Genomic DNA, 14891 nt, shown 5'->3' with positions numbered 1-14891 from the left:
GTGGTCTCCGTGGCCTTGTTCTGCAGATTTACCCCGATTTCGCGGCAATAGCGGATCACCGGCTTGGTGATTCGCGTTTTGCCCGCCACGTGCGAGGACCTACTCTCGATTGCCGTGCCGAACGACCATGACGTGACCTCCGACCACCACGTGGCAGTCAGCGAGCTGCTACGGCGCGTGACGCCCCTCGCCGACGAGATCGGGCGGCGTTTCGTGGCAGCGGGCCACCAGCTCGCCCTCGTCGGCGGCCCGGTGCGCGACGCCCTGCTCGGCCGTGCCGTCAACGACCTCGACTTCGCCACGGACGCCCACCCCGACCGGGTCCTGGAGATCGTCGAAGGCTGGGCGGATGCCGTCTGGACGATCGGCATCGAGTACGGCACGATCGGGCTCCGCAAGGGCGATCACCAGCTTGAGATCACCACGTACCGGAGCGAGTCCTACGATCCCGACTCGCGCAAGCCGGAGGTGACGTACGGCACGTCCCTCGAAGGGGACCTCGCCCGCCGCGACTTCGCGGTCAACGCCATGGCGGCACGCCTGCCCGGTCACGAGTTCGTGGACCCCTTCGGCGGCCTGAAGGACCTGCGGGCCAGGCTCATCCGGACCCCCGGGCGCCCCGAGGACTCCTTCGGTGACGATCCGCTGCGCATGATGCGCGCCGCGCGGTTCGCCGCGCAGCTCGGCTTCAGCGTGGACCCCGCGGCCGTGGCCGCGATGAAGGCGATGGCCGACCGCATCGAGATCGTCTCGGCCGAGCGCGTCCGCGACGAACTGTCCAAGCTGCTGCTCGGCACCTATCCGCGCGCCGGGCTCACGCTGCTGGTCGACACCCGGCTGGCCGACCGTGTGCTGCCCGAGCTGCCGAAGCTCCGGCTGGAGATCGACGAGCACCACCGGCACAAGGACGTCTACGAGCACTCCCTGATCGTGCTCGAACAGGCGATCGCCCAGGAGGAGGACGGCCCCGACCTCATCCTGCGGCTCGCCGCCATCCTGCACGACATCGGCAAGCCGAAGACCCGCTCCTTCGTCGAGGGCGGCCGGGTGACCTTCCACCACCACGAGGTCGTGGGGGCGGCGATGACCAAGAGCCGTCTCACCGCGCTGCGGTACCCCAAGGACGTCGTCGCCGACGTGTCCCGCCTCGTCGAGCTGCACCTGCGCTTCCACGGGTACGGCACGGGCGAGTGGACCGACGCGGCGGTGCGCCGCTACGTACGCGACGGCGGGCACCTGCTGTCCCGGCTGCACAAGCTGACCCGCGCCGACTGCACCACCCGCAACCGGCGCAAGGCCACCGCGCTGGCCCGCACGTACGACCAGCTCGAGGAGCGGATCGCCCGGCTCCAGCAGGAGGAGGAGCTCGCCAGTATCCGGCCTGAGCTGGACGGCAACGAGATCCAGCAGATCCTCGGCATCAAGCCCGGTCCGGCCGTCGGCAAGGCGTACAAGTTCCTGCTCGACGTGCGGCTCGACCGGGGGCCGATCGGCAAGGAGGCCGCCGCCGATGCGCTCCGGGAGTGGGCCCGCGAGCAGGACTGACCACCCCCGGCGAAGGTGCCATGATGGCGTCGCATGGGCCCTGAGGAACTGCTCGCGTTCGACCGGGAGCACATCTGGCATCCGTACGCCTCGATGCCCGCGACCACGCCGGTGCACCCGGTCGTCGCGGCCGAGGGCGTCCGCCTGACTCTCGGCGACGGCCGGGAGCTCATCGACGGGATGTCCTCGTGGTGGGCGGCGATCCACGGGTACGCCCATCCCGTCCTCGACGCGGCCGTCACCCGCCAGCTCGGCGCCATGGCCCACGTGATGTTCGGCGGCCTCACCCATCCCCCGGCCGTACGCCTCGCCGAGCTGCTGGTCGACCACACTCCGGAGCCGCTCACGAAGGTGTTCTTCGCCGACTCCGGGTCGGTCTCGGTCGAGGTCGCGATCAAGATGGCCCTGCAGTACTGGCGGTCGCGCGGCCGTACGGACCGGACGCGGCTGTTCACGCTGCGCGGCGGGTACCACGGGGACACCTTCGGCGCGATGGCGGTCTGTGACCCCGTCGGCGGCATGCATCACCTGTTCACGGACCTGCTGCCCGCTCACGTCTTCGCGCCCCTGCCACCGGCCGCGTACGAGGCCGCGTACGCCGCGGAGCTCGAACGCCTCGTCGCCGCCCACGCCGGCGAGTTGGCCGCCATCATCGTCGAGCCGGTCGTCCAGGGGGCCGGCGGCATGCGCTTCTACGACCCGGCGTACCTCCGCCTGCTCCGCGACCTGGCCGACGAACACGACGTGCTGCTGATCCTCGACGAGATCGCCACCGGGTTCGGGCGCACCGGCACGCTGTTCGCCTGCGAGCACGCCGGGGTCCACCCGGACATCATGTGCGTGGGGAAGGCGCTCACGGGCGGCTACCTGACGATGGCCGCCACCCTGTGCACCGACCGGGTCGCCCGCGGCATCGCCGACGGCGAGGCGGGCGTGCTGATGCACGGCCCGACGTACATGGCCAACCCGCTCGCCTGCGCCGTCGCGACCGCGTCGATCGAGCTCCTGCTGGAGCGCGACTGGCGGACCGAGGTGTCCGGGATCGAGAAGCTGCTCACGGCCGGCCTCGAGCCCGCGCGCGACCTGCCCGGCGTGGCCGACGTACGGGTGCTGGGCGCGATCGGCGTGATCGAACTGACCGGCCCGGTCGACGTCGCCGCCGCCGCAGAGACCGTCATGGCGCACGGCGTGTGGCTCCGGCCGTTCCGCAACCTGATCTACACCATGCCGCCGTACGTGACGTCCGACGTCGACCTGGCGCGTGTCACGACCGCCATGGTGGCCGCCGCGCGGGAGCACGCCACGGCCGTCTGACGGGTCGCCCCACTCCGGCACGCGCGCGGCGGCCGCCGTCAAGTCAGGGCCGCCCTAAAGGGTGTTTTCGGCCGCATAGCCGGGACGGCCCGGAGGCGTCTTAGGGGTGACGCAACCCGGAGGTGACGAATGTCCACCGCAAGCCACGTGGTGTCGTTGAGAGCCGAGGCGCGGCCGACCGCCGAAGACGGCCCACACGAGGAAGTGCCGGCGCGGGGCCGGATGACGCGGATGATCGAAGTCCTCAGGCGGAACGTCGCGTTGGTCCTCGGGCCCGAATCGCATCTCCACGCCGGAGACGACTCGCACGGCCTGAACCCGGACGGCGACCCGGACGAGCTGTGGTGACGGTATTCGCCGAGCTCATGCGGGAGACGGTGGACCGAGAGATTTTCGGTAGGTGCCGACGCATAGCCGCGGCGGCCCGGAGGCGTCTAAGGGGGCTGACGCACTTCGGAGGTGACGATGGATGACGCGGCTGAGCGACATTTCCAGGAATTCGTGGTGGCACGGTCGCCCGCACTGATGCGCCTGGCCTACCTCCTGACCGGCGGCGATCAGCAGTCGGCCGAGGACCTGCTGCAGATCGCGCTCGCCAAGACCGCGAGCCGCTGGCGCGCCGTCGACGATCCCGATGGTTACGTCCGGCGCGTGATGTACCACCAGCAGGTCAGCTGGTGGCGACTCAAGTGGCGGCGGCGCGAGACCCAGGTCGCGCTCCCGCCCGAGGAGGCACGGGACGACGACACCGCCGCCGTCGACCTCAGGGTCACCGTACGCCGGGCGATGGCGCGGCTCACCGCCCGGCAGCGCACCGTTCTGGTCCTTCGCTACTTCGAGGACATGCCCGAGTCCGAGGTCGCCCGGGTCCTCGACTGCAGCGTCGGCACCGTACGCAGCACGACGCACCGATCCCTGGCCCGTCTCCGGCAACTGGCGCCCGAACTCGCCGCCCTGAAGAACATGACGGAGGTCCCCCAGTGAAGCTCGAGACGCTGATCCAGCGGTCGCTTCAGGAATGGTCGGCCGAGGCCCGGGTGCCCACCGGCCTGGCCGATCGGGCGCTGCGCCGACGCACCCGCCGGCGGATCCGGAGCGCCGCGCTGGTCGCGGGGGCGGTGGCCGCGGTCGCGACGACGGTGGTCACGGTCGACCTCCGGACCGAGTCCGCGTCGCGTCCGGCGGCGCCCCTCATGCCGAATGACACCTCGCTGCACGCGGACCCCACGCACGCGCCGCCTCGGCGCCTCGTCGCGGCGGGCCGGGTGGCGATCTCCGCCTACTACATCGGGCAGCAGTCGTCCGCGGGCGGAAAGGCGGTGCGCCAGAACATCTGGTACCTGTACGACCCGGCATCAGGCGGCTATCGGAGGACGTCCTGGACGTACGTCGACGTGGCCCCCGGCCTCGGGCAGGCCGCCGTCCTCGAGGGGCCGCTCCCGGCCGCCCGGGTCGGTCTGCTGGACATGCGGACGCAGAAGGTCACCCGCTGGATCACCCTGGGGCGCCGGGCCGGCGGCCTGGCGTGGTCCCCGGACGGCCGGCGGCTGCTCGTGACCACCTACGACAGAACTCCGGACGCGCCCGGTGGGGTGGGGACGAGTTCGCGGACCGGCTACTACTTGGTGACCGCCGCGTCGGGCAAGGCGGCCTTCCATGCCCTCCCGGCGGACCGGAACACCATAGGCGCCAGGCAGGACCTCGGCTGGAGCCGCAACGGGAGGCTGCTGTGGGCCCCCACGAACACAGAGCCGGCCAAGCACTTCTACGACCTGAACGGCAGGCCGCAGCCCGCGCCGCCGCACGAGGACGAGACCTACGTGGGTGACGCCGGACTGTCCCCGAGCGGTCGCTTCCTCTCACGCGGAAATCCCCATGCTGTGCCCGGGAAGACCATCGCCGACTGGCGCAGACACAACCTCGGGCTGGATCCGGCCACGGCCGTCCAGGACGTCACGACGGGGAAGCAAGTCGGCGTCCAACCGGTGGAACAACTCAAGGCCTGGGCGGACGACAGGCATCTGATCGCGGTCGCGTGTCAGACCAAGGCATGCTCGGGAAGAGGGGAGTTCTACAACCGGTACGTGCTGGTGAGCGTCGACGGAAAGACCATCACACCGCTCACCGGATACCAGAACAGCGACGCGGTCGGCGCCTGGCACCCGATCTTCACACCTCGCTGACGACCACTTCGGAGTTCCGAGAGGCGGGCCGGTCAGACGGCCAGGACTCCCACGCCCGCCTCGCCTTCGATCAGACTCTTGAGGTCATTCGGATCACTGGTCAAGATGATGACCGGCCGCGTCTGGACGAGTGCCGTCGCCACCACCATGGCATCGATCGTCGCGGTGGCCGGAAGGCCACTGCGGCCGAGGAGCGCACCAGCGGCCCGTCCGAGCTCCCGCGTCAGGGGTACGACCTCCACCTTTTTGAGGACACGGTGCACCGCCGCGTCGCGAGGAGTGCCGCGAAGCACCTCCGCGAGCGTCACCGCGCTGGCCACCACCGGAGCCTGGCGCTTGCGTGCTTCGACGATGTGCGGGACGACTGCGGGATCCTCTTGGGCGAGCTTCGAGAGCCCTTCCGAGTCGAGCACGAGAGTGCGGGCTAGAAACCTTCCTCGGCCCATTTGGCCTCGAGTTCGTTCCACGCCTTCTCCGCTTTGTCGAGTGCCTCTTGGGGCAGGGGGCCGTGCCGTGTCACGTAGTCGGCGATGAGGTCGTCGAGGTTGTCCATCTGGAGCTGACGCATGACTGCCTCCGTGACGTAACGGCTGAACGACCCGGAATCTACGCGCTCTCTGACCTGCGTGATGAGCGATTCCGGCATCGAAACGCTAACTTTCCGCACTCGGTCGGATACGGTACGTTCGGAGTTGTCTGCCCTGTGAGGGTCACTCATGGCGTCAGGTTACTACCGGCGGTAGCAACTTCAGAAGTGTCTTTGGCGGACAGCCAGTAGGCGAGAGCTGCCAGGGCGTAGCCGCCGCCGATGAGGGCGAGTACGCCGTACGACCTGCCGTTCGCGGGCAGCAGGGCGGCGGCCAGGGCGAAGCCGGCGACGTACAGGCCGTTGAAGATCATGTCGTAGAACGAGAAGACCCGGCCGCGGAAGGCGTCGGCGATGGACGTCTGCACGATCGTGTCCACGCACAGCTTCACGCCCTGCGAGACGAGGCCCAGCACGAAGGCGCCCATGATGAACGGCACCGGCGAGAACGGTGCCGCGAGGATCACCTCGGCGACGCCGGCGAACGCCAGCTGGGCCGCGATCCACGCCTCCTTGCGGATCCGCGCGGTGACGAGCGGGGTGATGACGGCGGCGAGGAAGTATCCGACACCGGACACGACGAGGACGACGGCGAACCCGCCCAGACCGGCCTCCGCGCTGCTCGCGAAGTAGTTCCGGAACAGCAGCACGGTCATGATCGTGGCGATGCCGTAGAGGAACCGGTGGGCGCCGATCGCGCCGAGCGCCGCCGCGGCCGGGCGCCGGTCCCGTACGTGCCGGGCGCCGTCGAGCAGCCCGTGCAGCACCCGGCCGAGCGCCTCGCGGGTGTCGGTCCGCAGCTCGCTCATCTCCGGGCCGAGCCGGTCGCGGTCCATGCGTGTGGCGATGAGCGCGGTGGCGACGTAGAGGGCGGCGGCGGCGAAGAGGATGCCGGCCGTGCCGCTCCGGCCGGCGCCGAACAGCACCCGCAGGACGTAACCGACCCCGGCGCCGGCGAACGTCATCATCGTCCCGGAGGTCACCGACACGGCGTTGGCGGTGATGAGCTCCGGCGCGCCGACGACGCGGGGCAGCGCTGCCGACAGGGCGGAGAGGAAGAACCGGTTGACGGCGAAGACCATCAGCGCCGCGAGGAAGAAGGGGATGCCGTCGTCGCCGCGCGTCAGCAGCAGCGCCGTCGCCGCCACGGCGACGGCGCGGATGAGCGGGGCGCGGACGAGGATCTGACGGCGCCGCCACCGGTCGATGAAGACCCCGGCGAACGGGCCGAGCACGGAGTACGGCAGGAGGAGCACCGCGGCCGTGGCGGCGGCCTCCGCGGCGGTGGCCTGCTGCTCGGGGGAGAACAGGACGTAGCCCGCGAGGGCCACCTGGAATACGCCGTCGGCGAGGGCCGAGACGACGCGCGTCGCGAACAGACGGCGGAAGTCCTGACCCCGGATGACCAGACGCAGGTCGGCGGCGTAGGACATCGCCCCAGACTAGAGGAGCGAACGGCCGGCCGCCCCCGAGGGGACGACCGGCCGTTCGCGGGCGGAGTGCCGCTACTCGAGACGGACGCGGGGGTCGAGGAAGGAGTACACGATGTCGACCACGATGTTCGCGAGGACGACGAAGAACGACGCGATGAGGACCACGGCCATGATGACCGGCAGGTCGCCAGTGGTGAGCGACCTGACCGTGAGCTGGCCGATGCCCTGCAGGCCGAACACCGTCTCAGTGACGAGCGTGCCGCCGATCAGCACGCCGACGTCCACGCCGAACTGGGTGAGCACCGGCGTCAGCGCCGAGCGAAGGCCGTGGCGGTAGATCACCTTGTTCTCCGGCAGGCCCTTCGCCCGCGCGGTGCGGATGTAGTCCTCACCCAGCACGTCCAGCAGCGAACCGCGGGTCAGCCGCGTGTAGATCGCCGACTGCAGGAGAGCGAGCGTCACCCACGGCAGCACCAGGTGCTGGAACCAGCCGGCCGGGTTCTGCGTGAGGGCGGTGTAGCCCGGGCCGGGGAAGATCGGCAGCTTGCTGGTGAACACGAGCAACAGCGTGAGCGCGACGACGAACGCGGGCATCGAGATGCCGACGAGGACCGCCGCGGTGATGCCGCGGTCGAGCAGCGTCCGGGCCTTTGTCGCGCTGATCACCCCGGTGACGATCCCGGTGAGGAGCCAGATGATCGCGGCCCCCAGAATCAAGGACAGGCTGGCGGGCAGCGCGCTCTTGATCATGTCGTTGACCGGGCTCTGAGTGACGAAGGAGTACCCCAGGTCACCCTTCAGCAGACGCGTCAGGAAGTGCCAGTACTGCACGGTGAGCGGTTGGTCGAGGCCGAGCTTGTGGCGCACGAGTGCGAGCGTGTCCGCCGTCGCCGACTTGCCGGCGAAGCGGGCGGCCGGGTCCTTCGAGGTCGCGAAGAACAGCAGGAAGACGCCCAGGGTGACGATCCACAACACCACCACGCCGAAGACGATCCGCCGGATCAGGAAACGAAGCATGTCGGTGGTCCCTTACTTCTTCTTTTTCCGGCCGGCCTTCTGGGCCGCGAAGAGACGCTCGGAGCGGGGGTCCAGCGCGTCGCGCACGGCGTCGCCGAGGATGTTGAACGCCAGCGTCGTGATCAGCAGGAAGGCGGCTGGCACGACCAGCGTCCACCAGGCGACCTGGTAGGTCTCGGTGGCGTCGCTGAGCATGTTGCCCCAGCTCGGCGTCCGGGGGTCGATGCCGGCCCCCAGGAAGGACAGCGTCGACTCGAAGACGATCGCGACCGGGATCGTCATCGTGGCCAGCACGATCAGCGGGGCGAGCAGGTTCGGGATCACGTCGATGAAGATGATCCGTATGTTGCCCGCGCCGAGGGATCGTGCCGCCTCGACGAACTCCCGTTGTTTGATCGAGATGACCTGCCCGCGCACGATCCGGCCGATGGAGGCCCACGAGAAGAAGGTGATGACCAAGACCGTCAGCGGGGTGCTGGCCCCGAACGCCGCCGCCAGCGCGATGGCGAACAGCAGGTACGGGAACGACAGCGTCACGTCCATGAAGCGGGCCAGGACCGTGTCGATGACACCGCCGAAGTAGCCCGCCATCGCGCCGACGACGACGCCGAGGATGGTGGCCAGGGCGGTCGAGACGAGGCCGACGATGAGCGAGATGCGCGCGCCGTACACGGCCCGGACGAGGAGGTCACGCCCGAGGCGGTCGGTGCCGAGCGGGTGGTGCCCGTTGAGTCCGACCGGCAGGCCGTCCTCGGTGATACCGAGTTTCCGGTCGCCGAAGGCGGGGGCGTACCCGATCCACTTGGAGATCAGCGGGGCGATCAGCGCCATGACGATGAGCAGGACGATGATCGCGAGGGATATCATCGCCGCCTTGTCGCGGCGCAGTCGTGCCCAGGCGAGCTGCCACGGGCTGCGCCCCTGGATGGGGCCGGCCGCCGCTACTTCTTCCGCGGCCGGAAGCGAGGCGTCGGCTTCGAGGTCGGTGAGGCTCATGGTCGCCGCCTATGCACTCGGGAGCGTGGGCTCGGTGGACAGCTGCTCGATCGCCGCCTGCTCACGGGCGAGGTGCTCTCCGGCCTCGACCGGGAAGTGACACGCCGTGACGTGATCGGCGGGGTCGCCCGCACGCGCGATGAGGACGGGGACCTCGCCGACGCACGTCTCCTGTGCCTTCGGGCAGCGCGGGTGGAAACGGCAGCCGGACGGCGGCTTGATCGGCGAGGGTACGTCGCCGATGAGGACGATGCGTTCCCGCTTCTCGGCGGCGTCCGGGTCGGCGACCGACGCGGCCGACAGCAGCGCGTTGGTGTAGGGGTGCCGGGGCCGCTCGTACAGCTCCTCGCCCTCCGCCCCCTCGGCGATCTTGCCGAGGTACATCACGGCCACCCGGTTGGACACGTAACGGACCACCGACAGGTCGTGGGCGATGAAGATGTAGGTCAGGCCAAGCTCGTCCTGCAGGTCCTTCAGCAGGTTGATGACCTGCGCCTGGATCGACACGTCGAGGGCCGACACCGGCTCGTCGCAGACGATGAGCTTGGGCTTGAGCGCCAGGGCCCGTGCGACGCCGATGCGCTGCCGCTGCCCGCCGGAGAACTCCGCGGGGAACCGGTTGAAGTGCTCGGGGTTCAGACCCACGAGCTCCATCAGCTCCTGCACCCGACGCTTCCGCTCGGCACCGGAGGCGGTGCCGTGGATGTCGAACGGGTCGCCGATGATCGAACCGACCCGGCGGCGCGGGTTCAGCGAGCCGTACGGGTCCTGGAAGATCATCTGAACGTCGCGCCGGAACGCCTTGCCCGGCGACCTGCCGATGTCCTGCCCCTCGAAGAGGATGCGCCCCTTCGTGATCGGGTGCAGACCGGTGATGCAGCGGGCCAGCGTCGACTTGCCGCAGCCGCTCTCACCGACGATGCCCAGGGTCTCTCCGCGGCGTACCTCGAGATCGACGCCGTCGACCGCGTGGACGCGGCCGACCTCCTTCTTGAAGAAGATCCCCTGCTTGATGGGAAAGTGCTTGTAGACGCCTTCGAGCTTGACGAGGGCGTCACCACTCTGGCTCACTGTGCCTCCGCCCCCTGGGTGGTGATGTTGGTCGCCGTGGTACGTCCCACCGCGACCGCCTCCTGGCGAATCCCCTCCGCCTCGGGTTTCAGGCCGATGGCCTCAATGGGGAGCCAGCACGCCGACCGGTGGTTCGGATTGGTTCCGCCGTCCGCATCGAGCACCGGCCTCAGCTGCGGCTCATCCGTGACACACCGGTCCATGATGTACGGGCAGCGCGGGTGGAACGTGCAGCCCGTCGGCGGGTTGATGAGGGAGGGCGGCTGGCCGGGAATCGGCTTGAGCCGGTCCTTCGCGCCGCTGGACCCGGGGATGGACTCGAGCAGTCCCTTGGTGTACGGGTGGTGCGGCCGGTAGTAGAGGGAGCGCCGGTCGGCTTGTTCCACGGGCTTTCCGCCGTACATCACCAGCACGTTGTCGGCGAGGTCGGCGATGACTCCCAGATCGTGTGTGATCATGATGAGCGCGCTGTCGAACTCACGCTGCAGGCGCAGCATGAGGTCGAGGATCTGCGCCTGAACGGTCGCGTCCAGCGCGGTCGTCGGCTCGTCGGCGACGATCAGCTTGGGATTCAGCGAGAGCGCCATCGCGATCATCGCGCGCTGCCGCATACCGCCGGAGAACTGGTGCGGGTAGTCGTCCACCCGCTGGTCCGGCTGCGGGATGCCCACCATGCCGAGCAGTTCGACGGCCCGCTTGCGGGCCTGCTGCTTGGTGACCTCCGGCTCGTGCTGGCGGATCATCTCCACGATCTGCCGGCCCACCTTGTACAGCGGGTGGAGGCTGGAGAGCGGATCCTGGAAGATCATGGCGATCTCCTTGCCACGGATCCGCCGGAGGTGGTCTTCGCTCATGGTCAAGAGATCTTGACCTTCGAAAAGAGCCCGCCCTTCGATCCGTGCGCCGCCGGTCAGCCCGAGGAGCGTCTGGGTGGACACGCTCTTACCGGAGCCCGACTCGCCGACGATGCCGAGGGTTTGCCCCCGGTCGACACTGAACGACACCCCGCGGACGGCTTTGACCACTCCGTCAGAGGTGTCGAAGGAGACCTTTAGGTCATGGACCTCGAGAAGGCTCATGTCCTCCCCTTCGAGAACTGTTTAGAGAGCAGAGCCACAGCATGTTTACCTGATGAGAGCGGTCTCGGCGACTCGGCCGGGCAAGGAATGCGAGGCGATCTGCGGGGGGGTGCCATGTGACGCGGCCGGGCACCGGAGTCCGGGGCCCGGCCGCATCGCGTGGGGAGATGCGTGGATCAGCTACCGCTGAGCCACAGGTTCGTGAAGTCGAACTGCTGCGCGATCGGGAGCCAGGTGGCGCCCTTGACCTTCGAGGAGTGGTACCACGGGGTCTTCTGCGCCATGAAGGGCACGATCGCCGCGTCCTTCATGATCTGCTGGTCGGCCTGGTGCCAGAAGTTGGCGGCCTCGTCGACCGTCTTGGCCTCGAGGGCCTTGTCGATCAGGCCGTTGGTGACGGGGCTGTCGTAACCACCGTAGTTCGAGGTTCCGTCGGCCCAGTTGCGGCCGTCGAACAGCGGCGAGACGACCGACCGGCCGTTGTTGCCGAACCAGTCCGGCACCCAGCCCGGCGCGGCGACGTCCCACTTGCCCGCGATGGTGTTGTCGGTCTTCTGCAGGAACTGCGAGTAGAAGTCCGCCTGCGGCACCGGCACGCCCGTGACGGTGATGCCGCACGCCTGGAGGTCCTGCGCGTAGCTCTGGAAGATCGCCGGGTGGTTACCCGCCTGCCGGTACGCGGCCTTGATCTTGAGCCCGTTCGGGTAGCCGGCCTCGGAGAGCAGCTGCTTGCACTTGTTCGCGTCGCCCTGGCTGCCGTTGGTCGGGTACAGGTTGTAGTCCTGGTAGCCGACGCTGTCCGGCGGGATGATCGTGTTCAGCGGCGTGTTGTACTTCGGGCCGCCGTAGACCTTCGCCAGCGCGACCTTGTTGATCGCGTACTCGATGGCCTGCCGAACCTTGAGGTTCTGCATGGCCTTCTTCTCGTTCGGGCTCTTCAGGTTGAAGACCAGATACGGGTTCGAGATGGGCGGGCCGTTGACCGTCAGGTTCGGGTCGTTCTTGGCGGCCAGGCGGCCGAGCGCGGACGCCGGCACCGGCTGGTCCAGCGAGATGTCGGCCGAGGTGCCCCCCTCGAGCTGCTGCTGGACCGCCTCGGGCGAGCCCTGGCCCTCGGTGACCTGGATCTTGTCCACGTACTGGTGGCGGAGCGGGTCCGTGTCCGCCTTCCAGTTCGGGTTCTTGTCCATGGTGATCGACTTGTTCGGGTCGTACGAGGTGATCTGGTACGGCCCGGCCGAGACGAGGTGCTTGAACTGGTTCACGCTGCCCGGAATGTACTGGTAGTACTCGACCGGCACCGCGGACGCGAACGTCATGGCCAGCAGGCTGATGAAGTCAGAGGCCGGCTTCGTCAGGTCGAACTGGATCGTGTAGTTGTCCAGCGCCTTGACGCCGGAGATCTCGTGACCGTTCTCGTAGTCCGCGATCCCCTTGGCGTCCTGCTGGAGCTTCTTGTCCTTCAGGAAGGGGTCGCAGTAGGACTGCATGCCCTTGATGTTCGGCACGTAGTAGTTCGGCGCGCCGACCGGCGAGGCCGGGTTGCACATGTGCTTGAAAGCGCGGACGAAGTCGCCGGCCACCATCTCACGCGCAGGGCTGCTGTTCCACATGACGCCGTGCCGCAGCTGGATCTTGTAGGTCAGCCCGTCCTTGCTGATCCCGCCGTTGTCCAGCGTCGGCATCGACGCTGCGACGTCGGGGACCGGGGTCGAAGCGGCCTTCGGGTCCTTCGACGCCGGGTACGCGAAGAGCTGCCGTGAATACGTGCGCTGGAGGGCGCTCGACACAGTGCTGTAGGCGCTCGTGGGGTCCAGGTTGTCCTGTCCGCCGGCGCCGACGACCTTGAGGATGCCCCCCTTCTTCGGCTTGCCATCGTCCGAACCGCTGCTGCCACCGGAACCTCCGCCGCAGGCGGCGAGGCCCAGGGCAAGGGTGCCGATCGCGGCGGCAGCCGTCAGCCCTGACTTCCTGCCAATCATGTAGCCCTCCATCCGGCCGTTGCGGCCGTCTTGCACCGTGTTGAGATGCACCAGGTCATGGCGCGTCCAAGGTGGAAGAACACCGTGAGTTACGGCTTCTGTCCAGCTCAGCCTGGTAACGAGTGGTACCAGTTACTCAACCGTTGAGATCGCGCAATAAGTTTGTTATTGCTCATGCACTATGGGTGAGATGGGCGCCGCTCTCAGTATCTACCGAGGTCAGCGGCGCTAGATCACCGTTCGACTCTGACCACAGCGCCTTCTCTCCCCCGATGACACGGCGAACGCCGTCTCCGCGCGACCACCTACCAGACCGGACGTCAGCGCGTCGACGTCCGGCCGCGGTCCAGGGTATGACCCCAGCTCAGGTGGGGGGAACACCGGGTTGTGGCGTGGACGGACCCACCCGGGCCGCGACTCCACCGGCTCATGCGCGAGGCCCGCACGCCGGGTGGCGTGCGGGCCTCGCTGGACGGCACTCGAACCGCCGTACTCCTCGGTTCAGCGCCCCTGCTCGACGATCACTCGATGGTCGCCTGAGCCTTGTCGTTGACTATGCGGTCAGCGCTCCACGTCCCCGCGGATGAATGCCTCCACGGCGTCGCGGGCCTCGTCGTCGCTGTACTGCACCGGCGGCGACTTCATGAAGTAGGAGCTCGCCGACAGGATCGGCCCGCCGATGCCGCGGTCCATGGCGGTCTTGGCGGCACGGACCGCGTCGATGATGACGCCCGCGGAGTTCGGGGAGTCCCAGACCTCGAGCTTGTACTCGAGGTTCAGCGGGGTGTCGCCGAAGGACTTGCCCTCCAGGCGGACGTACGCCCACTTGCGGTCGTCGAGCCACGGCACGTGGTCGGACGGGCCGATGTGGACGTCGGCCCTGGCCATCTCGTGCGGGATCTGCGAGGTGACCGACTGGGTCTTGGAGATCTTCTTCGACTGGAGGCGCTTGCGCTCCAGCATGTTCATGAAGTCCATGTTGCCGCCGAAGTTGAGCTGGTACGTGCGCAGCAGCTCGACCCCGCGGTCCTCGAACAGCTTGGCCATCACGCGGTGCGTGATCGTGGCGCCGACCTGGGACTTGATGTCGTCACCGACGATCGGGACACCGGCGTCGGTGAACTTCTGCGCCCACTCCGCGTTGCTGGCGATGAAGACCGGCAGCGCGTTGACGAACCCGACCTTGGCGTCGAGGGCGCACTGGGCGTAGAAGCGGTCCGCGTCCTCCGAGCCCACCGGCAGGTAGGACACGAGCACGTCGGCCCGGGTGTCCTTGAGCACCTGGACGACGTCGACCGGCTTCTCGTCCGACTCCTCGATGATCTCGCGGTAGTACTCGCCGAGACCGTCGAAGGTGTGACCGCGCTGCACGGTGACGCCGGCCGGCGGCACGTCGCAGATCTTGATCGTGTTGTTCTCACTTGCGACGATCGCCTCGGACAGGTCGCGGCCGACCTTCTTGGCGTCGACGTCGAATGCGGCGACGAACTCCAGGTCGCCGACGTGGTAGTCGCCGAACTGTACGTGCATCAGACCAGGGACACGAGTCTCGGGCGAGGCGTCCTTGTAGTACTCGACTCCCTGGACGAGCGAGCTCGCGCAGTTGCCGACACCGACGATGGCCACGCGCACTGAACCCATCCGGATGCTCCTTTGCTTTCTGTGCGGGGGGACGACCTTGCGCC

General features: G+C 68.5%; 14 protein-coding genes. 5 read left to right on the top strand and 9 right to left on the bottom strand.

Features of this window, described 5'->3' with window-relative positions; all coding sequences use genetic code 11:
- Positions 1-114 precede the first annotated feature (114 nt).
- The 5 genes from NE236_RS20110 (at position 115) to NE236_RS20090 (ending at position 5042) form a co-directional block, all read left to right on the top strand.
- Positions 115-1545, top strand: coding sequence for a CCA tRNA nucleotidyltransferase (locus NE236_RS20110; RefSeq protein ID WP_252843573.1), 1431 nt, complete (start codon positions 115-117; stop codon positions 1543-1545).
- 33 nt (positions 1546-1578) lie between these two features.
- Complete coding sequence (locus tag NE236_RS20105) at positions 1579-2859, top strand: adenosylmethionine--8-amino-7-oxononanoate transaminase (protein WP_252843572.1); 1281 nt, start codon at positions 1579-1581, stop codon at positions 2857-2859.
- 129 nt (positions 2860-2988) lie between these two features.
- Positions 2989-3207, top strand: coding sequence for a hypothetical protein (locus tag NE236_RS20100; protein ID WP_252843571.1), 219 nt, complete (start codon positions 2989-2991; stop codon positions 3205-3207).
- A 117-nt stretch (positions 3208-3324) separates the two neighbouring features.
- Complete coding sequence (locus NE236_RS20095) at positions 3325-3843, top strand: SigE family RNA polymerase sigma factor (RefSeq protein WP_252843570.1); 519 nt, start codon at positions 3325-3327, stop codon at positions 3841-3843.
- Entirely contained in the window at positions 3840-5042 is a 1203-nt protein-coding gene (locus tag NE236_RS20090) for a WD40 repeat domain-containing protein (protein WP_252843569.1), read from the top strand. Before NE236_RS20095 ends, NE236_RS20090 begins: the two co-directional genes overlap by 4 nt.
- Before the next feature lie 32 nt (positions 5043-5074).
- On the opposite strand, the gene NE236_RS20085 is transcribed toward NE236_RS20090, so the two are convergent.
- The 9 genes from NE236_RS20085 to NE236_RS20045 all read right to left on the bottom strand — a co-directional run bounded on the left by NE236_RS20085 (position 5075) and on the right by NE236_RS20045 (position 14847).
- Positions 5075-5455 carry a type II toxin-antitoxin system VapC family toxin gene (locus tag NE236_RS20085; RefSeq protein ID WP_252843568.1) on the bottom strand — a complete coding sequence of 127 codons (381 nt, stop codon included), beginning with the start codon at positions 5453-5455 and terminating at the stop codon, positions 5075-5077.
- 11 nt (positions 5456-5466) lie between these two features.
- A complete protein-coding gene (locus NE236_RS20080) occupies positions 5467-5610 on the bottom strand; it encodes a hypothetical protein (protein WP_252843567.1) in 144 nt (47 codons plus the stop codon).
- Between the two features lie 146 nt (positions 5611-5756).
- Positions 5757-7061, bottom strand: a complete 1305-nt coding sequence (locus NE236_RS20075) for an MFS transporter (protein WP_252843566.1) — start codon at positions 7059-7061, stop codon at positions 5757-5759.
- Positions 7062-7133: 72 nt separating this feature from the next.
- Positions 7134-8078, bottom strand: a complete 945-nt coding sequence (locus NE236_RS20070; RefSeq protein WP_252843565.1) for an ABC transporter permease — start codon at positions 8076-8078, stop codon at positions 7134-7136.
- A gap of 12 nt (positions 8079-8090) precedes the next feature.
- Positions 8091-9074, bottom strand: coding sequence for an ABC transporter permease (locus tag NE236_RS20065; protein WP_252843564.1), 984 nt, complete (start codon positions 9072-9074; stop codon positions 8091-8093).
- A 9-nt stretch (positions 9075-9083) separates the two neighbouring features.
- Positions 9084-10145, bottom strand: a complete 1062-nt coding sequence (locus NE236_RS20060; RefSeq protein ID WP_308209125.1) for an ABC transporter ATP-binding protein — start codon at positions 10143-10145, stop codon at positions 9084-9086.
- The gene (locus tag NE236_RS20055; RefSeq protein ID WP_252843563.1) at positions 10142-11224 is read right to left on the bottom strand and encodes an ABC transporter ATP-binding protein; all 1083 of its coding nucleotides are present in this window, start codon (positions 11222-11224) and stop codon (positions 10142-10144) included. Before NE236_RS20055 ends, NE236_RS20060 begins: the two co-directional genes overlap by 4 nt.
- 176 nt (positions 11225-11400) lie before the next feature.
- On the bottom strand, positions 11401-13206 hold the full coding sequence (locus NE236_RS20050) for an ABC transporter substrate-binding protein (protein WP_252843562.1): 1806 nt from the start codon (positions 13204-13206) through the stop codon (positions 11401-11403).
- A gap of 561 nt (positions 13207-13767) precedes the next feature.
- The gene (locus tag NE236_RS20045) at positions 13768-14847 is read right to left on the bottom strand and encodes an inositol-3-phosphate synthase (protein WP_252843561.1); all 1080 of its coding nucleotides are present in this window, start codon (positions 14845-14847) and stop codon (positions 13768-13770) included.
- Between the last annotated feature and the right edge of the window lie 44 nt (positions 14848-14891).

The sequence above is a fragment of the Actinoallomurus purpureus genome (genome assembly GCF_024055795.1).
GTDB classification, from domain to species: domain Bacteria; phylum Actinomycetota; class Actinomycetes; order Streptosporangiales; family Streptosporangiaceae; genus Actinoallomurus; species Actinoallomurus purpureus.
The sequence above is the reverse complement of the archived record's forward strand: the minus strand, read 5'-3'. Positions and strand labels throughout refer to the sequence as shown.